Origin of the sequence: Pseudomonas sp. 9.1(2019), assembly GCF_009910445.1 — a bacterium.
Taxonomy (GTDB): domain Bacteria; phylum Pseudomonadota; class Gammaproteobacteria; order Pseudomonadales; family Pseudomonadaceae; genus Aquipseudomonas; species Aquipseudomonas paraversuta.
Genome location: NZ_VBWF01000006.1, coordinates 1 through 17,009 on the forward strand (window position 1 = coordinate 1; position 17,009 = coordinate 17,009).

Annotated in this window: 21 protein-coding genes and 1 tRNA gene; 13 read left to right on the forward strand and 9 right to left on the reverse strand. The window is 56.8% G+C overall.

The window, feature by feature from the left end:
• From FEZ21_RS22615 to FEZ21_RS09845, 10 genes are all read left to right on the forward strand, one after another.
• A partial coding sequence (locus FEZ21_RS22615) for a hypothetical protein (protein WP_238839923.1) occupies positions 1–77 on the forward strand: 77 nt, incomplete at its 5' end.
• A 2-nt stretch (positions 78–79) separates the two neighbouring features.
• The gene (locus FEZ21_RS09805; RefSeq protein WP_060781736.1) at positions 80–1,009 is read left to right on the forward strand and encodes an electron transfer flavoprotein subunit alpha/FixB family protein; all 930 of its coding nucleotides are present in this window, start codon (positions 80–82) and stop codon (positions 1,007–1,009) included.
• Between the two features lie 138 nt (positions 1,010–1,147).
• Positions 1,148–1,966 (forward strand): ABC transporter substrate-binding protein, encoded by an 819-nt coding sequence (locus tag FEZ21_RS09810; protein ID WP_003446496.1) that lies wholly within the window; start codon positions 1,148–1,150, stop codon positions 1,964–1,966.
• A gap of 9 nt (positions 1,967–1,975) precedes the next feature.
• Complete coding sequence (locus FEZ21_RS09815) at positions 1,976–2,332, forward strand: DUF4398 domain-containing protein (protein WP_127195770.1); 357 nt, start codon at positions 1,976–1,978, stop codon at positions 2,330–2,332.
• Positions 2,329–3,144 carry an OmpA family protein gene (locus FEZ21_RS09820; RefSeq protein WP_003446500.1) on the forward strand — a complete coding sequence of 272 codons (816 nt, stop codon included), beginning with the start codon at positions 2,329–2,331 and terminating at the stop codon, positions 3,142–3,144. The genes FEZ21_RS09815 and FEZ21_RS09820 overlap by 4 nt, the downstream gene beginning before the upstream one ends.
• 282 nt (positions 3,145–3,426) lie before the next feature.
• Entirely contained in the window at positions 3,427–4,866 is a 1,440-nt protein-coding gene (locus FEZ21_RS09825; protein WP_003446502.1) for a PLP-dependent aminotransferase family protein, read from the forward strand.
• Positions 4,867–4,968: 102 nt separating this feature from the next.
• Positions 4,969–5,439, forward strand: a complete 471-nt coding sequence (locus tag FEZ21_RS09830) for a translation initiation factor 2 (protein WP_274597061.1) — start codon at positions 4,969–4,971, stop codon at positions 5,437–5,439.
• Positions 5,440–5,596: 157 nt separating this feature from the next.
• Positions 5,597–5,851 carry a YkgJ family cysteine cluster protein gene (locus FEZ21_RS09835; protein ID WP_003446506.1) on the forward strand — a complete coding sequence of 85 codons (255 nt, stop codon included), beginning with the start codon at positions 5,597–5,599 and terminating at the stop codon, positions 5,849–5,851.
• A gap of 47 nt (positions 5,852–5,898) precedes the next feature.
• Positions 5,899–6,504, forward strand: a complete 606-nt coding sequence (locus FEZ21_RS09840; protein WP_003446508.1) for an START domain-containing protein — start codon at positions 5,899–5,901, stop codon at positions 6,502–6,504.
• Positions 6,505–6,780: 276 nt separating this feature from the next.
• Entirely contained in the window at positions 6,781–7,122 is a 342-nt protein-coding gene (locus FEZ21_RS09845) for a ribonuclease E inhibitor RraB (protein ID WP_003446510.1), read from the forward strand.
• Between the two features lie 71 nt (positions 7,123–7,193).
• On the opposite strand, the gene FEZ21_RS09850 is transcribed toward FEZ21_RS09845, so the two are convergent.
• Complete coding sequence (locus FEZ21_RS09850; protein WP_160626978.1) at positions 7,194–8,006, reverse strand: cytochrome c; 813 nt, start codon at positions 8,004–8,006, stop codon at positions 7,194–7,196.
• Positions 8,007–8,589: 583 nt separating this feature from the next.
• On the opposite strand from FEZ21_RS09850, the gene FEZ21_RS09855 reads away from it, so the two are divergent.
• A complete protein-coding gene (locus FEZ21_RS09855; RefSeq protein WP_003446514.1) occupies positions 8,590–9,315 on the forward strand; it encodes an amidotransferase in 726 nt (241 codons plus the stop codon).
• Between the two features lie 46 nt (positions 9,316–9,361).
• Here the strand turns inward: FEZ21_RS09855 and FEZ21_RS09860 are convergent, their stop codons facing one another.
• The 3 genes from FEZ21_RS09860 to FEZ21_RS09870 form a co-directional block, all read right to left on the reverse strand.
• Positions 9,362–10,333 (reverse strand): magnesium and cobalt transport protein CorA, encoded by a 972-nt coding sequence (locus tag FEZ21_RS09860; protein WP_003446522.1) that lies wholly within the window; start codon positions 10,331–10,333, stop codon positions 9,362–9,364.
• A gap of 83 nt (positions 10,334–10,416) precedes the next feature.
• Complete coding sequence (locus FEZ21_RS09865; protein ID WP_003446523.1) at positions 10,417–11,199, reverse strand: 1-acyl-sn-glycerol-3-phosphate acyltransferase; 783 nt, start codon at positions 11,197–11,199, stop codon at positions 10,417–10,419.
• Positions 11,200–11,407: 208 nt separating this feature from the next.
• Entirely contained in the window at positions 11,408–12,097 is a 690-nt protein-coding gene (locus FEZ21_RS09870; RefSeq protein WP_127195772.1) for a crotonase/enoyl-CoA hydratase family protein, read from the reverse strand.
• 307 nt (positions 12,098–12,404) lie between these two features.
• Between FEZ21_RS09870 and FEZ21_RS09875 the strand changes: the two genes are divergently transcribed.
• Positions 12,405–12,494: transfer RNA gene (locus FEZ21_RS09875), tRNA-Ser, on the forward strand.
• A 220-nt stretch (positions 12,495–12,714) separates the two neighbouring features.
• Here the strand turns inward: FEZ21_RS09875 and FEZ21_RS09880 are convergent.
• A complete protein-coding gene (locus FEZ21_RS09880) occupies positions 12,715–13,425 on the reverse strand; it encodes a CatB-related O-acetyltransferase (RefSeq protein ID WP_158525117.1) in 711 nt (236 codons plus the stop codon).
• 296 nt (positions 13,426–13,721) lie between these two features.
• On the opposite strand from FEZ21_RS09880, the gene FEZ21_RS09885 reads away from it, so the two are divergent.
• The gene (locus tag FEZ21_RS09885) at positions 13,722–14,240 is read left to right on the forward strand and encodes a DUF4142 domain-containing protein (RefSeq protein ID WP_160626980.1); all 519 of its coding nucleotides are present in this window, start codon (positions 13,722–13,724) and stop codon (positions 14,238–14,240) included.
• A 139-nt stretch (positions 14,241–14,379) separates the two neighbouring features.
• Here FEZ21_RS09885 and FEZ21_RS09890 read toward each other — a convergent pair whose 3' ends face one another.
• From FEZ21_RS09890 to FEZ21_RS09905, 4 genes are all read right to left on the reverse strand, one after another.
• Complete coding sequence (locus FEZ21_RS09890; RefSeq protein ID WP_003446546.1) at positions 14,380–14,691, reverse strand: hypothetical protein; 312 nt, start codon at positions 14,689–14,691, stop codon at positions 14,380–14,382.
• A gap of 116 nt (positions 14,692–14,807) precedes the next feature.
• The gene (locus tag FEZ21_RS09895; RefSeq protein ID WP_003446549.1) at positions 14,808–15,104 is read right to left on the reverse strand and encodes a DUF6388 family protein; all 297 of its coding nucleotides are present in this window, start codon (positions 15,102–15,104) and stop codon (positions 14,808–14,810) included.
• Between the two features lie 104 nt (positions 15,105–15,208).
• A complete protein-coding gene (locus FEZ21_RS09900) occupies positions 15,209–16,411 on the reverse strand; it encodes an MFS transporter (RefSeq protein ID WP_003446551.1) in 1,203 nt (400 codons plus the stop codon).
• A 277-nt stretch (positions 16,412–16,688) separates the two neighbouring features.
• Complete coding sequence (locus FEZ21_RS09905; protein WP_003446552.1) at positions 16,689–17,009, reverse strand: YqjD family protein; 321 nt, start codon at positions 17,007–17,009, stop codon at positions 16,689–16,691.

The following is a 17,009-nucleotide window of genomic DNA, read 5'->3' on the forward strand; positions in this document are numbered from 1 at the left end:
CACGCAGCGCCGGCATCAAGGTCAAGTCGGTGGCTGAACTGGTCGAGAAACTGAAAAACGAAGCGAAGGTAATCTAATCATGACTATCTTGGTAATCGCAGAACATGATGGCAAGGCGCTGGCTCCGGCCACGCTGAACACCGTGGCCGCTGCCGCAAAAATCGGTGGCGAGATCAACGTTCTGGTTGCAGGCCAGGGCATTGGTGCTGTGGCTGAAGCTGCTGCGCAAATCGCTGGTGTGGCTAAAGTGCTGGTGGCTGACAACGCGGCTTACGCCCATCAGTTGCCGGAAAACGTTGCTCCGCTGGTAGCCGAGCTGGGCAAGGGCTACAGCCACATCCTGGCTGCCGCTACTTCCAACGGTAAAAACATCCTGCCGCGTGTTGCTGCGCAGCTGGACGTTGACCAGATCTCCGAGATCATCTCGGTTGAAAGCGCTGACACCTTCACCCGTCCGATCTATGCCGGTAACGCCATTGCCACCGTGCAGTCCACTGCGCCAGTCAAGGTGATCACCGTGCGTGCCACCGGTTTCGACCCGGTTGCGGCCCAGGGTGGTTCGGCAGCCGTTGAAGCGGTTGCAGCAGTGCACGATGCAGGTATTTCGTCGTTCGTTGGTGAAGAGCTTGCCAAGTCGGATCGTCCGGAACTGACAGCTGCCAAAATCGTCGTTTCCGGCGGTCGTGGCATGCAGAACGGCGACAACTTCAAACTGCTGTACACCCTGGCTGACAAGCTGGGCGCTGCAGTGGGCGCTTCCCGCGCGGCAGTTGACGCAGGTTTCGTACCGAACGACATGCAGGTCGGCCAGACCGGCAAAATCGTTGCGCCACAGCTGTACATCGCGGTCGGTATCTCCGGCGCGATCCAGCATCTGGCCGGTATGAAAGACTCCAAAGTGATCGTTGCGATCAACAAGGACGAAGAAGCGCCGATCTTCCAGGTGGCCGATTACGGTCTGGTTGCGGACTTGTTCGAAGCAGTACCTGAGCTGGAGAAGCTGGTTTAATCCAGTTGCTTCACTTATAAAGAGCCCGGTCACGCGGGCTGCGGGGAAGGGCCAAGCACGCTGTGTTTGCCTGTTCTTTGCAGTCCGTGTGATCGGGTTTTTTTATGCGTCAGAATTGAGTGCGTGGAGTGCAGGGTTATGGATGTGCGTCAGATCCGCAGGTTGTTGCTCGGGTTGGTATTGTTGCCCCTGCTGTCTGAGGCCGCGGGCAAGTGTGAACGCCTGATCGTGACCGGCAGCCCGGATGCGCCGCCTTATCTGTGGCGTGATCCTGGCAACCCGGCGCACTTGATCGGTGCCAGTGCCGACCTGATGGTGCAAGCGGGCCAGGAGCTGGGGATCAAGGTTGAAGTGCTGTATGGCGGCAAGCGTTCCCAGGCTCAGGACGAAGTTAAAACCGGGCGTATGGACATGCTGCTGGATGCGCCGCTGACAGTGGCCGGGCTCTCTTCACTCGACTACATCCACCCGCCACTGATGCGTAACGATTATTTGGTCTGGACCCGTAAAGATTCGGCGCTGGCCTACGAAACGCCGGCAGACCTGAGCGGACATGCAGGGGCCATTTCGGAAAAAGCCCGTACCACAGAGGCCTTTGATACATTTGCCCTGCACCAGTTAACCCTCAAGCCCGAGCCCGGACTGACGGCGGCTTTCCAGAAGCTGCTGCTCGGGCAGGTCGAGTATGTGCTGGCCGGTCGCTATGCCGGTATGGCTACGGCTCAAACCCTGGGCATTGCCGATGACGTGATGGCGCACCCACAGCCGATCGATCAGCCGGGACTGTTTTTGGCGATATCCCATGACTCTGCCTGCAATGACCCATGGTTGCGCGGACAGCTCGCCAAAAAGATGACAGAATTGCCCGCCTCCGGCCTGGCCGAGGCTGCACTGCAACGCAATCTGGAGCGGTGGAAAGCCCAGCTGCAACAACCGCTTAGCGCCCCAAAACAGTAGGAATTCTTAGTGACATTGCGACCTTTTTTCGTCGCCCTGGCCGTTATGGCTTTGGCGGGTTGTGCAGCCGATCCGGTGCCGAATGAACAATTGCGTCTGACCGAGCAAGCCCTTGAACAAGCCAGGGCAGTGGGGGTAAGCGCCGACGATACAGCTGAACTCAAACAGGCCGAAAGCAAGTTGGCTCAGGCCCGGGCAGACATGCTCGATGGGTCCTACAAAGATGCGCGCATGCAGGCAGAACAGGCCGAGCTTGATGCGCGATTGGCCGAAGCCCGCGTTCTGACGCAAAAAAGCCAGGAGCAGTTGAACGTGCTCAACACCCGTATCGCGCGTTTACGCAAGCAACTGGCGGAGGCCCAATGAGTCTCAAGTCCGCAGTTTTCAGTGGTGTGTTGTTGTCGGGTAGCATGGCTCTGGCCGGTTGCGCCGGGCATCACAACAGTGATCAGGCCCTGCAACAGGCCGCCAGCGATTTTCAGACAGTCAAAGAAGACAGCAACGTGCTGCGCATTGCACCCAAAGATGTGATTCGGGCCGGCGAGTCCCTGGCGCGGGCGGATCGTTTGTCTTCTTACTGGGGCAGTGGTGACGATGTGGAGCATTACGCCTACCTGAGCCAGCGTTACAGTGAAATCGCCCGCGAGCATACTCAGCAAGTACTCAACGAAGAGCGGGCTGCCAAGCTGGAGCTGGAACGCCAGCGTCTGCAACTGGCACTGCGTGAGGCCAAGCTGTTGAGTGTCCAGCAGCAGGGGCAGTGGCTGGAAGAACAGATCATCAGCCTGGCCACGACTCAGACTGACCGGGGGTTGGTGATGACCCTGGGCGACGTGTTGTTCGATACCGGCGAAGCCGACCTGAAAAATTCGGCGAACCGTACAGTGCTCAAACTGGTGCAGTTTCTGCAACTGAACCCCAAGCGCGTCGTACGTATCGAGGGCTACACCGACAGCACGGGCGGCCGGGACGACAATCTCAAATTGTCCCTGGCACGGGCGCAGGCGGTGGCGGATGTATTGATCGACCTGGGGATCGACGACAAACGTATCCAGGTGGAAGGCTACGGCGATCAGTATCCGGTGGACGTGAACGCCACCGAACGTGGTCGTGCACAAAATCGTCGGGTTGAAATCGTCTTCTCTGACGAAAAAGGTCAACTTGGCGCTGCCCGCTAATTCCCCGCATACCCGATAGCCGTTGCCGCAGGCTGCGACGGCCTGCGTGGCAGCCCCGATCCTGAGGGGCCTGCGGGCCCTGTCGCAGTCCACTGCAGTGGCGAGCAATGCGCTCGCACCTCCTTTCCCTTCGCTAACCTGTACCCATACAGTTAAGCCTTTAGCCCACTGTACTGCTGAGGTGGGTGACAACTGTGCCCGTACACTTCTAAACTGTTTCGGTTATTGCTCTCAAGAACATGCTCTTCATAAAAATAATGCCTGAACATCGAGTGCTGCGACATGACCAACCTTTTGCTCTATCAACGTATCGCTCAGCAGTTGGCTGAAGATATTCGGCGCGGCGTGTATCAGCCGGGCGAACGAGTACCTTCGGTGCGCAAGATGAGTTCGCAGCTCAATGTCAGTCACGCGACGGTGTTGCAGGCTTACGCCAACCTTGAAGATCAGGGCTTGATCAGGGCGCGTCCGCAATCCGGCTATTACGTACACCAGACTCCCGCCTTGACGGCGCCTACCCCCGATATAGCCCGGGTCGAACGTCCGGGGCTGGTGACGCGCAGCAGCATCATTCAGCAAGTGCTGGTCGAATCACGTCGCGAAGGGGTGTTTCCACTGGGGGCCGCGGTACCGAGTGTCGACTACTTGCCGGTGCGGGCATTGCATCAGCAACTGGCCAAGGTCACGCGTTTCCACAGCCCTCGGGCGTTCAGCTACATGTTCAGTCCGGGCTTTGAGCCGCTGCGCCGCCAGGTCGCGATCCGCATGCGCGACGCCGGGGTGGTGGTTGACCCCTCGGAGGTGATCATCACCCACGGTTGTGTCGATGCCCTGCAAATGTCGCTGCGCACGCTGACCCGCCCGGGGGACCTGATTGCGGCCGAGTCACCGACCTATTACGGCTTGCTGCAGCTTGCCGATCTTCTGGGTCTGAAGGTCATCGAAATACCCAGCGATCCGGCCACCGGCATGAGCCTCGAAGCTCTGCAGCTGGCGGCCAATCAATGGTCGATCAAGGCTCTGGTCCTGACCACGCGCCTGAGCAACCCGCTGGGTGGCACCATGCCCGAAGAGCGGCAGAAGCAGTTGCTGCGCCTGGCCTCGGATTTTGATATTCAGATTGTTGAAGATGATATTTATGGCGAACTGATGTTTGAAGTCGGTCGCACCAAAGCCTTGAAGGCCTACGACCGTCTGGATCGGGTGATTTACTGCTCCAGTTTCTCTAAAACCCTGTCGCCGGGTGTGAGAATCGGCTGGATGATCGCCGGCAAATATCAACAGGAAATCCAGCGCCTGCAAACCTTCACCACTCATTCGGCGTGCAGTGTCACGCAGATGGGGGTAGCGGCCTATCTTGAAAACGGCGGTTACGATCGCCATTTGCGGTTTATCCGCCAGGAATACCGTAAGAACCTCAGCGCGTTCCAGCTGGCCGTTCAGCAGCACTTTCCGGAAGGAACACAAATGTCGCGCCCCAGTGGCGGCTTCATTTTGTGGGTCAGCTTGCCGGGCCGGGTCAATACCCAGGAGCTGCATGTCCGGGCGTTGCAACAGGGCATCAGTATTGCCCCGGGGCTGATATTCAGTAATACCGAGCAGTTCAATCACTGTATACGTCTGAACTGCGCCATACCCTGGAACCGCGAGGCCGAGCGGGCGCTGATGACCCTGGGCATGCTTGCCAGCCAGCTTTGCCTGGAAACGGCAAGCCTCTACTGAGGAGCTGAGCGACGGCGGATACAACCATTGGGATACTTTGGACTTGTCACTCTGGTGCTAAAGCGCCAGCATATGCGCCTAAACCGTTAAAGCTGTGGAGTTATGAAAGCGACATTCTGTGTGGGGCTTATATTGATGGGTGTGCTGACGGCGTTCACTGCTGGCGCTGCTACAGCCGTTCAGTCGCAGCCAGAAACAGTCACTGCCAAGTCGCACACTGCCAGTTCCAGGGAAAAACCTGTGGCTGCCAGGCAAGCACCGGCAAAGAAACGCGCGCCCATCGCGAGCAAATCCAGCTCTGCCCACGAGATTGCGAAAAAGCCTCTGCCCTCTGCCAAACTTGACTTGAGCTTGCCTCCCGAGATGGTCCGCCAGCTGCGGCCTCTGGGTACCATTGCAATGCCTGCGCACAAGCCGCTGCTGCCGAACATGTTTGGCGAAAAGCCGGAACAGGAAAGCCCTTTTCAATTGAACGGGCGCTTGCTCAGCAATGAAATGGGTCTGCAATTGCGCAACGAAGCGCGGCAGAGCGAGATTGAGGGCGCGGCGCTGGATTTTGAATTCAAACAATAAGTGCCTGCAGCTCAACCTTCCATTCCATTGCGGCCGGCTTGCAAACTGACTGCCCGGTCACAGCCATTTCTGCTGAACGGTCAATTTCAAACGCCCGTTCCAGCGAGTAATATCCCTTGTCATCAACACACTTTGCCCCGAATCAGGAGCTACTGTCATGAACTGCCGTGAAGGCTGTGGCGCTTGCTGCATCGCCCCCTCCATCAGTACTCCGCTGCCCGGCATGCCCCATGGCAAACCTGCGGGGGAACGCTGTCTGCATCTTTCTGTCGACTACTTGTGCGGTTTGTTCGGCCAGCCCGAACGTCCGGCCGTATGTGGCGCTTTTCAGGCCGACATCGAGGTGTGTGGCAGCAATCGGGAAGAAGCGATCAAGCTGATAGGTTGGTGGGAGCGCATGACAGCGGCTTAGTGTGTTTTTGTTCAGTGAACAGACCTTCAACAATAAGGAATAAGACAATGGGTTCGTTGCATAGAGTGGCATTGGCATGCGGTTTGACTGTTTTGCTGGCGGGCGTGGCCCAGGCAGAAGACTGGAAGGTGGCGAAAAATGAAGACGGGATCAAGGTCTCGCTGAGTGAAGTTCCCGGGTCTCAATACAAGGCCTACCAAGGGGTAACCACCATCAAGGCGCCACTTGCCAAAATCAGTGCTTTGCAAGAAGACGTGGCCAGTGCCTGTGCCTGGATTCACGAGTGCAAAACGCAAAAGCTGCTCAAGCATGAGGGCGATCAGAGCTGGACCTATACCCAGTTCAATACCCCCTGGCCCGTGACCCCCCGTGACTCGGTACTGCTGGTGACCACGAATGTGGCAGCGGATGGCACCTTGACCCGCACCCTGAAGGGCTTGCCGAAGTACATTCCTGAAGAAAAGGGCTTTGTTCGGGTCGCTCAGGTCGACGGTTTCTGGAAATTGGTACCCAAAGGCGACAATCTGACAGAAGTCACCTATCAGGTGCACACCGAGCCGGGCGGCAGCGTGCCTTCATGGCTGGCCAACAAGTTTGTGGTCGATGCCCCGTTCAATACCCTCAAGGCGCTGCGTGAGCGTGCAGAGAAGTAATCAGCACTCTGATATCTGTTTGGCCCGGCATCTGGACAGCGCATCTGTCCAGCTGCCGGGCCAGGTCACGCAAGTCTTTGGCAGACAAAAAAAATCTCCGATTTCACGGCTTCCCTCTTGGCAGTCATTGCGCGCTGGGGCTACTCTGCATCCAGACCAGCGAAGTAATCGACTGGCTCTGATCTTGTTCGCTACATGCTTAACACTCTCTGTCATGGCCAACCTGTTGCCGGTCAGGGAGCGCTGAATGTCTATCCATTGCGAGGAGGACGTTTCATGAGCACAGCCCATCAAGAAGACCTCAGCAGCTATGTGCTGCGCCGCATGAAAGAAGGCGGTTTTGATTTTTCCCGCATCCATCCCATCGAGTTCTACGCCATTTTCCCGGACGAGGAGCGGGCGCGCAGAGCGGCAGGCAAATTTTGTGGTGAATCCCTGAATGCCCAGATCAACGTGCGGGATGACGGTGCCTGGCATCTGGAATTGAGCAAAGTGATGTACGCCACCTATGGTGGCATTGGTGATTTTGAGCAGGACTTCGAAGCAGTGGTTGTCCCCCTGGGCGGGATCATTGAAGGCTGGGGCGTCAAGCAGGAGGTGCGTGGCCTGCTCAATTGAATCAAGTTGAAAGAGTCAACGGCTGGCCTCAGGGCTGGCCGTTCTGGTTTTTGCAGATTGTATATTCCCGGTCAGGTTTGGCCATTCACCTTGCGCGTAGCCATATGCTGCAAATAACGGATCAACATGTCCAGCTCACTGTCGGGTAACACACTGGCCGAGAAGCCGTGCATGCGTGCCTGTGGCCAGTGCCGCAGGCTTTGCGGGTCGCGGATATAGCGCTTGAGAAAGTCTGCTGCGAAGTACTCGGTGGGGTTGTACGGAATGTTCAGGTCGGGGCCGAATTGGGCATCGCCCGCACCATTTAGACGATGGCACGCCAGGCAGTTTTTTTGAAACAGTGCAAACCCCTGATTGATCGGAGAGTCCGTGGGCAGTGCCGGGTCTGGCAGCAGGGCCGCAAAGCGTTCGGCAACCGGCGGTTGGCGTTTGAAACTGGCCACTTGAAAAGGCCATTGTTCGGGGCTGATATGGCTGGCCTGAGGGTCGGTCCATACCAGATAGAACGGTCCCGCACTCGGTTTGTCCTTACCCAGCGGTGGCCAGGGCTGAGCCGGATCTTCAATTGCCAGCCAGGCTCTGGCGCCGCTGCGGCTTAGCAGCGGTCCGGCGGCCAGCTCCGCAGCAAACCCGTCCAGAGCGATCGCTTGCAGGTGGTCATCAGGCTTGATGCCCTGGAGCAGGGTGGCCAGGGGAATAGCGCGGTAGGTCATGTTGCGTCTGTATGCAACATCATCAGCGATATGCAGGGTTTGCGTCGCCGGATGCTGCAACAGCTCGGCGGTTTGCCAGCTGCGGCTGGTGTTGCCCAGGTCGAGTGTGAGTTGGGCAGCGCCAGCCGGCAGGCTGAGTAAGTAAACCAGGAAGAGAGTCAGTAATTTCAATGGGGATGCTGGTCTGTTGTGATCGATGGCCTGGGTGCCACTGGCCCGAACTGAAGGCGATACCTTAGCCGATTACCCTGGTGAGATTGGGTAAAATCAAGAGTAAGGTCGTGGCAAAGAGAATAAGTCCGGCCTGACGTACTTTCGTATATTTAAACATGGCGGTCTGCCTTTTTTTGTTATTCCTGAGCGGCAATGTTCAAAGACCACGGCGCAAGTGCTGAACAAGGCGCCGTATCCCTCGACTGAGTTAACCTTAGAGTCCACATAACATATGGCTTAGAACCCTTTCACATCATCCAAGTGCATTAGGTTTCTAAAACGCTATTAGGCTTGCCGTACCCTCTCTGTCAGCCCATGGCTAGACGCAATGGCCCCTTGAGGCCCACTAATTATTAGTGCCCTACCGTTCGTCAGGGAGGTTGTCGGTGGCCATATCGCTGCGCAGATTCGGCTCCGGTTTGCAGGGCGGCAGCTTTCCGGTAGTTAGCCCGCGTTCAGGGCTTGCCTTGAAATACCCTTTCAAGGCAGGCTCTATCGAGTTGCCATCACCTCTATTGCCTTTATCGTGCCAGGTACTTTTATGTCGCTACGCATCTGCATTCTGGAAACCGACATTCTGCGTCCAGAGTTTGTTGATCAATATCAAGGCTATGGGCAGATGTTCAAACACCTGTTCTCGCAACAGCCCATTGCTGCGCAATTCAGTATTTTTAACGTGATGAATGGCCAATATCCGTCTGACGATCAAAGCTTTGATGCCTATCTGGTTACCGGCAGCAAGGCGGATTCATTCGGCACCGATCCCTGGATCCAGACACTGAAAAGCTATTTGCTGAGCCGTTATGAGCGTGGCGATAAATTGCTCGGCGTCTGCTTCGGTCACCAGCTGCTGGCGTTGCTGCTGGGCGGCAAGAGTGAGCGGGCCACCCAGGGCTGGGGAGTTGGCACCCATCAGTACAAGCTGGCGGCCAAAGCACCGTGGATGAGCCCGGTTGTCGAAGACCTCACATTGCTGATCAGCCATCAGGATCAGGTCACGGCCTTGCCGGAGAACGCCACGGTAATCGCCTCCAGCGATTTTTGCCCGTTTGCCGCCTATCACATCAACGATCAGGTGTTGTGCTTCCAGGGGCATCCCGAGTTCATACATGACTACTCGCGGGCATTGCTCAACTTGCGCCAGGAGAGCCTGGGCGAGCAGATCTACAGCAGCGGAATCAGCAGCCTGGAACAAGAGCATCATGGGCGAACGGTTGCCGAGTGGATGATGCGATTTGTTTCGCACAACTCTCAGACCCAGGTGTGAAGACTTGCAGGGGCGAGCCTCTCTCGCTCCTGCAGTTCAGCTCGTCTTACAGCCAGCCAGAACGCTTGAAGCTCGTCCACAGCCCTGCAACGCCCAGGGTGATAAACCCCAACACGCCGAAATAACCGTAGTGCCAGCTCAGCTCCGGCATGTTCTGGAAGTTCATCCCGTAGATACCTGCCACTGCTGTCGGGAAGGCCAGAATGGCTGCCCAGGCGGCAAATTTGCGCTGCACGATACTTTGCCGTGAAGACTCCAGCAGTACGACGATTTCAATGGTTTGTGTGGCGATGTCGTGCAGGGTGGTCAGGTCTTCCATTTGCCGGGTAACGTGGATCTGCACATCGCGAAAGTACGGACGCATGTTCTTGTCGATAAACGGAAAGGTCAGGCGCTGTAACTCTTCACTGATTTCGACCATGGGCGCCACATAGCGGCGTAAGCGCAGAACATCGCGGCGCAGGGCATGCAAATGCAGGATATCGGCTTCGTTGAGTGCATTGCCCAGGATGTTGCGTTCGAGCTGATCGATTTCAGCGTGAATGGCTTCACTGACGGGCTGATAGCTTTCAGTAACGAAATCGAGCAGGGCATACAACACAAAATCTTCGCCATGATCCAGCAGCAGCGGGCGGGCCTCACAGCGCTGGCGTACCGCCCGATAAGACGCGGAGTGACCATTGCGGCAGGTAATGATGTAGCCATTGCCGGCAAAGATATGGGTTTCGACGAAGTCCAGTTTGCCTTCATGGCGAATCGGCGAGTAGATGACGATGAACAGCGCATCGCCAAAGGTCTCTAGCTTGGGCCGACTGTGTTGTTCCAGGGCGTCTTCAATGGCCAGTTCATGCAGATGAAACTGGCGCTGCAAGTTACTCAGCTCTTGCGCGTCCGGTTGCTCAAGGCCGATCCAGACGAAGTGACCGGGCTTTTCAGCCCAGCCGCTGCCTTCGTCCAGAGTGATGTCGGTGACTTTTTTGCCTGCGCTGTAAACCGCGGCAGCAACAACTCTCCCCATAGTTCTTATCGCTTCTTCTTCAAAGGGTTATGGCACGAAAATGCAGCTTAGCGTGCAATGCCCTGCTTTGAGGCCAGAAACGTTCAGAGGTTCGGGTTGGATGCCGGTGTTTTACCCCCGGCCATGGGTGGCAGGCGGTGGTTTTGCTGTGCCAGCAGTTCACGGTCCATCGCCTCAATGCACTCGCGCATTTGTTCGCGGCACTGTTCCATCAGGGCCGGCATGTCTTCCAGGGTCAGCCCGGCAGTTGGAATCGGGGGCAATGAACGGATCTCAATATCGGCACTGTGCCAGCGATTGAGCTTCAAGTGCTGGCTATAAGTGCTGACGCACACCGGCACAATTGGCACGCCGGCACTGATCGCCATCTGGAACGCGCCTTTTTTGAAGGGCAGCAGGGCTTTGCCGAAGTTGCGCGTACCCTCTGCAAAGACCCAGATCGAAGTGTCTTTTTCTTGCAGGGTGCGGGTGGTGGTGAGCATGGACTGACGGGCTTTTTGTGCATTGCCCCGATCAATCAATACATTGCCCGCCAGCCAGAACAACTGGCCGAACAGAGGCACCCATTTCAGATTTTTTTTACCGATGCACACAGTACGCTTCGGCACCACATTGCCGAACACGAACAAGTCATAGTTGGACTGGTGGTTGGCCACTATCACGCAGCTCTGGGGCTTGTCCATCAATGGACCAACCTCGGCCTTGAGCCTGTAGCCCAGGATCCATTTCGAAGGCCACGCATAAAGACGCGCGCACAACCGACTGTTGTCCGGGTTGAACGGGCGACAGATTCCGAGCAATACACCGAGCACGCCAGCGATCATAAAATGCAGGCTCATCAACAACATACGTATCGAAAGTAGCATTTACAGGCTCGCTAAAACAAAATTTGGCGCAGTGTACGGATGTGCACTGTATTCGGCAATTACCCCGATACACCTGGGAGATTGCTGATGTTTAAGTATTTGTTTCAGCGAGAGGGCTCAAGCGCGGGCCAGAGGTGTTGACGGGTTTTAGCGGGGGGAAGCCATCCCGACTGCTGGCTGCAATCGGGACCGGATTACCGGGGCAGGGTCAGAGGGGGTGAAGCTGATCTTCTTCGATCGCCTTGTCCAGAGTCTCCAGCAGTTCTTTGCGCACTTTGAGCTTGGTGTTCTTGTGCGCCTTCATGTTGATCTTCTTCAGCTGGCGCGCCATTTCCAGGGCGGCGGTCCTCAGTTCTTCGGGCTTGACTACCTGATCGAGGAAGCCTGCGTCTACCGCACTGTGGGGATTGAACATCTCACCGTTGATCACCGAACGATGGAATGCCGATTTGCGCAACCGGTCGCGTGCCAGTTCAATGCCGGCGTGATGCATGGTCATGCCGATTTGCACTTCATTCAGGCCAATGCTGAACGGGCCTTCGACGCCGATCCGGTAATCAACCGACAACAACACAAATGCGCCTTTGGCCACCGCATGGCCCGGGCAGGCAGCAATGACCGGGAAGGGATGCGCCAGTAAGCGGCGAGCCAGGGTCGAGCCCTGTCTAACCAGCTCAATCGCCTGCTCGGGGCTGGCGGTCATGACCTTCAAGTCATAGCCGGCCGACAGAATGCCCGGCTGCCCGGTAATAATCACCACTGCGCGATCCAGCTCGGCCTGATCCAGTGCCGCATTGAACGCAGTGATCACGTCCGGGGAAATAGCATTCACCTTGCCATTGCTCAAGGTCAGGGTGGCGATACCGTCTTCCAGGTGATACGAGATCAAGTCACTCATGGCGCAATTCCTTTTATAGAAGTTGGCAGACGTTACCCAGCCCCAAGGCGCAGGTAAAGCCTTGTGACTGACTGGTGAGTCAGGCAAATGGTGTGCGCCTTCTATATAGAGGGCGGCGCGCCTGTCGAACAGCCGTGGCCTGGCAAAGCTCCGGGGCCGGAATTTGCCAGATGCAACCGGTCTGCCCGGACCTGAAAAACAGCGAATCCCGTAAGCGCATGAAAATTCTGAAAAAAACATTTGTCATATCGAAAGCTTTCGACTACATTAGCGCGCCTCGACAGACAGAACTTGTTTGAAGAGATACGGTGAAGTGTCCGAGTGGCTTAAGGAGCACGCCTGGAAAGTGTGTATACAAGAAATTGTATCGAGAGTTCGAATCTCTCCTTCACCGCCACATTAAGTAAACACAAACCCCTGATTTTCCTAGAGAAAGTCGGGGGTTTGTGGTTTCTGGCGTCTGCAAAAAGGCGATATGGAAAGGGTAGGGGATTTTCTGTTTTTTGCGGCTGCGTGAGCACCGTCACCGGCAAGGGGGTCTACAAAGCCCGGGATATGGCCCGGGCCGAGGTCTAGGGTAGAGGGGTAGTCCAGAAAACTTGACGCCGTGTCCGGAGTTAGTTGGCTACTACACAGCAACCTCTGCGCGTTACCTGAATCTCTTGATATCGAGCCGGCTTTTCTTTACGCAGCTCCTCCAGCATTGGCAGGGCTGCAGTGGGGTCATTCAACGGCAAGTCTCGCAGAGAGTCGATCTCACAATCCCACCACTTGCTATTCAGCAATTGCGAAATCATTTCTGGTGTATGCCTGTATTTGACTACTTTCGCAGGTAAACCTGCGACTACTGCATAGGGCGGGACATCATGAGCAACCACTGACCGGGTGGCAATTATCGCTCCGGTGCCAACTGTTACGCCTTCCATGATCATCGCACTGTGACCAATCCAGACATCATGGCCAATGGTCACGTCGGATATTTCAGGATCGTAGGTCAATCCTGTGTTGGTGTACTGGAATGGATGAGAGCTGAGCCAGGTGGAAGGATGCCCGCCCTTTTCTTGCCCGATGACACACCCCGTTCCGATAGAGCAGAACCGGCCGATTGAGGAAACCGCGGTAAGGACGCAATCACTTCGGATATAGGTGTGGGCGCCGATCTTCAGGTTTTTAGGCTCAATGATCATATGCCCCAGAGATACGCCTTCCTCCAGACGCAAGGTGCTTCTTTTGTGCAGTGAATGCAGGCCGCCAGAAACTTTGCATTTGTGCTTGCGAATCCAGTTCTTCCAATATCGGTTTCTGATGTAATTAATAATTATTTTCATGGCAGTGATCGCTGGCTTCTAATGCAGGACGTGTCTCACTGTGCATTTGTTTCAATGTGTTACGCAATGGAGGTAGTGATTTTTTGTCCCCGTCACGGGGCATTCAACCTCTAGGTCGGTGAAGGTATCGAATATCTGGGCAGTGTCATTGATGGGGGTCAAAAGGGGGCGTAGTTGATCCTGCGCGATGCCAGTAGTGTCCGTCGGTCAGAAAAAAAGCCTTTATCTAAACCTTTGTGGTCATGGGCCTTCAGATTCAGTGCAGGGAATAAACCTGCCTTTTTCTGGAGGACGTTATGAAACACCTGATTGGCCCTAAACGCTTCGTCGCAGGCTGTGCCCTTGCATGTGCCCTGGTGGTGGCGGGTACCGCTGTAGCAGCCAGTCCGGCCAACTTCGTGGATGAGGCATCTGCGGCCGGGATAGCCGAGATTGAAACCAGTCGTATGGCGATTGGCAAAACGTCTTCAACGGATATAGAGAGCTACGCCGTGGAGATGATCAAGGACCATACGGATGCCAACCGGGACTTGAAAGAACTCGCGCAAAAGCACGATCTGCAAGTCTCGACCGACGAGCAAATCCTGGGTAAGGCCAAGAAGCTGATGCTGCAAATACAGGAAGGCGACTCATTTGATGCCGCCTATGCCGCCAATCAGGTCAAGGCCCATGAAGAGGCCATTGAGTTGTTCGAGCAGCAGATCAAGCACCCTGACTCTCCCGAATTGAAGGCCTTCGCCGAAAAATACCTGCCCAAACTCGAGATGCACCTGGTGATGGCCAAGAAGCTGGTGGACGCCCATCACAAATCTTGAGCCGCACTCCCTGAATCTTGCAAAACCCTGTGGGAGTCTGGCTTTGCAGCGATGCGGGCAACAGGTTTTGCCTGAGCCCGCGGGGTGAACCCGTCGCGGGAAAGCCAGCTCCTACAGACCTGCTGCTGGCAATGGAGGTTCAGGGTTTTGGTGTGGTTGGCGGCGCAACAGGGTCACTGCCAATCGGGCCATTGCCATCAGTATTCATCCCGCCCTGACGTCCGGGGTCATCGCCCTGCACCCGTGGGTCAACTGATGGATGGTTAGGCACGTCGGCGTCGTTATGGATCTTGGAGTCGAGATTGATGGTGGGCTTGACGTCCTGGCCTGAGGGCGGCTCGGTCGGTTGTATCGGCACGGTCGGGCCAGTGGAGGAGTCGGCCAGGCTGGTGGCGGATACCACACAGAGTGCGGCGGCCAGCGACAGGATTTTGATCGATGAGCTAATCATGGTTGCGTCTCCAGACAGTTGGGAGTCGTACCTGATATTGGTGTGCTGGCGCGGGGGATTAGTGCGATGCAAGCGACGAGCGGTGACGGGTTGACCCTGCACCGCTGGCGAGGCTCTCAGACTGCGATGTCATTCAAGCCGCAGTATTCTTCCCAGCTCATCTCCAGGGCTTCGGCCACTTCTTGATGGACTTCAAGGCGCATGGCTTCGAGCTCCTGCGGCGAGCGGGCGATCAGTTGCAGTGCCAGCTCCCAGGCTTCAATACCCAGATCGTCGGCGGCGCTCTCGAATGCCCAGAGAATTTGTTGCTGTCGATCTTCAGCGCTGAGTTCTTTCATCTCCTCGAGCAGCTCGGGGTGCGCTTTGATGAAAGTGTCCAGGGCCAGTTCGTTACGGGATTCTTTAGGGATCATGCGGCGTCTCGAAGCAGTAAGACGGCCCGCGTGGGCGGACCGTTTTCAGGTGGGATACGCATCCTAGCGAGTTCGCCCGGTGATGAAAAGTGCCGCAACCACCCTTAGGCGACGGGCTGCAGCCTGCTTTCCTGCTGCAAGGCATAGCCCCATACCGCCAGTGCCAGAGTTGCCACCGCCGCGCCGACGATCACAATGCCGTTCCAGCCATAGACCGGATAGGTCTGCGCGCCTACCAGAGAGCCCAGTGCGCCACCAATGAAATAGCAGGTGATGTAGCCGGCGTTGAGGCGATTGCGGGCGGCCGGGCGGACTTTAAACACCGCATTCTGGTTGCTGACGTGCACCAGTTGCACGGCAAAATCGAGCACCAGTACACCAATCAGCAGTGCAAGCAATGAGTGGCCGGCAAACGCCATGGGCAACCAGCACGCCAGCAGGGCCAGCAAGCCGACGGTGGTGGCCAGTTGGCCTTTGCCGCGATCGGCCATGCGCCCGGCCCAGTTGGCGGCCACCGCCCCGACAGCGCCTGCCAGGCCGAACAGGCCGATGATCGCGTCCGAGTAGCTGTAGGGCGGCACGGCCAGCAAAAAGGCCAGCGGAGTCCAGAACAGGGCGAACAGCGAGAAGGTCAACAGGCCCAGGATCGAGCGCAGGCGCAGCACCGGTTCTTCGACAAACAGCTTGAACACCGACCCCAGCAGTTTCGGGTAGCTCAGGCCTGCGCTCTGGTGATGGTTGGGCAGCGCGCAAAACAGGGCGATGGCGCTGACTGTCATCAAGGCTGCAGCCACCAGATAAATGGTCCGCCAGTCACCCGCCGAAGACAGCGCCCCCGCTACGGTTCGGGCCAGCAATATCCCCAGCAGCAGGCCGCTCATCAAAGTACCCACTACACGGCCCCGGCTCTGCGGGTCTGTCAGGCTGGCGGCCATTGGCACCAGCACCTGGGCGGAAACCGAAAACAGGCCGGTCATCGCCGTGCCGACCAGAAGCCAGGGCAGCGAAGGTGCGAATGCACTCAATAAAAGGCCCAGGGCGCTGAGCACGGTCATGCTGACGATCAGCCGGCGTTGTTCGAACAGGTCGCCCAGCGGCACCAGCAACAACAGGCCGGCACCGTAGCTAAGTTGCGCGGTGATCACCACGGTGCCGGCGCTGCTCATGCTCAAGCCCAGTTGCTGGGCGATGGTGTGCAGCAAGGGCTGGGCGTAATAGTTACTGGCGACAGCCAGGCCGGTGGCGGTTGCCATCAACAGGATCAGGGCAGTGCTTAAAGGTTTGGTAGCAGCAGAAGAAGCGGACATTGACTGTCTCGTTGGCATGGGAAGACGATCAAGTATCGGGACTGCCTGTCATGGATGTCACTGAATATGTCCAGGATTTTGATTTTTAAACGACAAGGCACCTCTGTGAGGCAATGCTGTTCACTTCAAAAGCTGCTCTCTCAACTGCAGAAGCGAGCTTGCCTCGCGATGGTCTCGAAAGCGCCGTGTTTAACCGCTAAACACGCATTCCCGTTAACAATCATCGCGAGACAAGCTCGCTCCTGCACAGACAGGCGCCCCCTGAGGGGCTTGGTAGTTAGTTGCGACGGCCCAGCAGCAGACCGACCACCAGCCCGAAGCCGGCCGAGATGGCCACGGTCTGCCACGGATGGCCGCCAATGTAATTTTCGGTGGCATCGACCACAGGTTTGGTGCGTTCACGCACGTTGCTCACCGAGTCGAGCGCCTGCTTGAGCTTGAGACCTACCTGGGCACGCAGGGTTTCGCCTTCCTCGCCGAGCAGGGACGCACTGTCCTTGAGCAGCTTTTCAGATTCGGTAATCAACAGTTGCAGCTCACTGAATGCCTGATCCTTGATTTGATCTTCAGCGGCTTGTACGGCGTTTTTTCGAGCCAT

Bases quoted from the DNA above. Each gene is read 5' to 3' on its own strand.
- FEZ21_RS09860 (WP_003446522.1), bottom strand. From the start codon at position 10,333: ATGGGGAGAGTTGTTGCTGCCGCGGTTTACAGCGCAGGCAAAAAAGTC.
- FEZ21_RS09885 (WP_160626980.1), top strand. From the start codon at position 13,722: ATGAAACACCTGATTGGCCCTAAACGCTTCGTCGCAGGCTGTGCCCTT.
- FEZ21_RS09855 (WP_003446514.1), top strand. From the start codon at position 8,590: ATGTCGCTACGCATCTGCATTCTGGAAACCGACATTCTGCGTCCAGAG.
- FEZ21_RS09900 (WP_003446551.1), bottom strand. From the start codon at position 16,411: ATGTCCGCTTCTTCTGCTGCTACCAAACCTTTAAGCACTGCCCTGATC.
- FEZ21_RS09840 (WP_003446508.1), top strand. From the start codon at position 5,899: ATGGGTTCGTTGCATAGAGTGGCATTGGCATGCGGTTTGACTGTTTTG.
- FEZ21_RS09870 (WP_127195772.1), bottom strand. From the start codon at position 12,097: ATGAGTGACTTGATCTCGTATCACCTGGAAGACGGTATCGCCACCCTG.
- FEZ21_RS09880 (WP_158525117.1), bottom strand. From the start codon at position 13,425: ATGAAAATAATTATTAATTACATCAGAAACCGATATTGGAAGAACTGG.
- FEZ21_RS09890 (WP_003446546.1), bottom strand. From the start codon at position 14,691: ATGATTAGCTCATCGATCAAAATCCTGTCGCTGGCCGCCGCACTCTGT.
- FEZ21_RS09845 (WP_003446510.1), top strand. From the start codon at position 6,781: ATGAGCACAGCCCATCAAGAAGACCTCAGCAGCTATGTGCTGCGCCGC.
- FEZ21_RS09810 (WP_003446496.1), top strand. From the start codon at position 1,148: ATGGATGTGCGTCAGATCCGCAGGTTGTTGCTCGGGTTGGTATTGTTG.
- FEZ21_RS09805 (WP_060781736.1), top strand. From the start codon at position 80: ATGACTATCTTGGTAATCGCAGAACATGATGGCAAGGCGCTGGCTCCG.
- FEZ21_RS09905 (WP_003446552.1), bottom strand. From the start codon at position 17,009: ATGGCTCGAAAAAACGCCGTACAAGCCGCTGAAGATCAAATCAAGGAT.
- FEZ21_RS09825 (WP_003446502.1), top strand. From the start codon at position 3,427: ATGACCAACCTTTTGCTCTATCAACGTATCGCTCAGCAGTTGGCTGAA.
- FEZ21_RS09865 (WP_003446523.1), bottom strand. From the start codon at position 11,199: ATGCTACTTTCGATACGTATGTTGTTGATGAGCCTGCATTTTATGATC.
- FEZ21_RS09820 (WP_003446500.1), top strand. From the start codon at position 2,329: ATGAGTCTCAAGTCCGCAGTTTTCAGTGGTGTGTTGTTGTCGGGTAGC.
- FEZ21_RS09830 (WP_274597061.1), top strand. From the start codon at position 4,969: ATGAAAGCGACATTCTGTGTGGGGCTTATATTGATGGGTGTGCTGACG.
- FEZ21_RS09895 (WP_003446549.1), bottom strand. From the start codon at position 15,104: ATGATCCCTAAAGAATCCCGTAACGAACTGGCCCTGGACACTTTCATC.
- FEZ21_RS09835 (WP_003446506.1), top strand. From the start codon at position 5,597: ATGAACTGCCGTGAAGGCTGTGGCGCTTGCTGCATCGCCCCCTCCATC.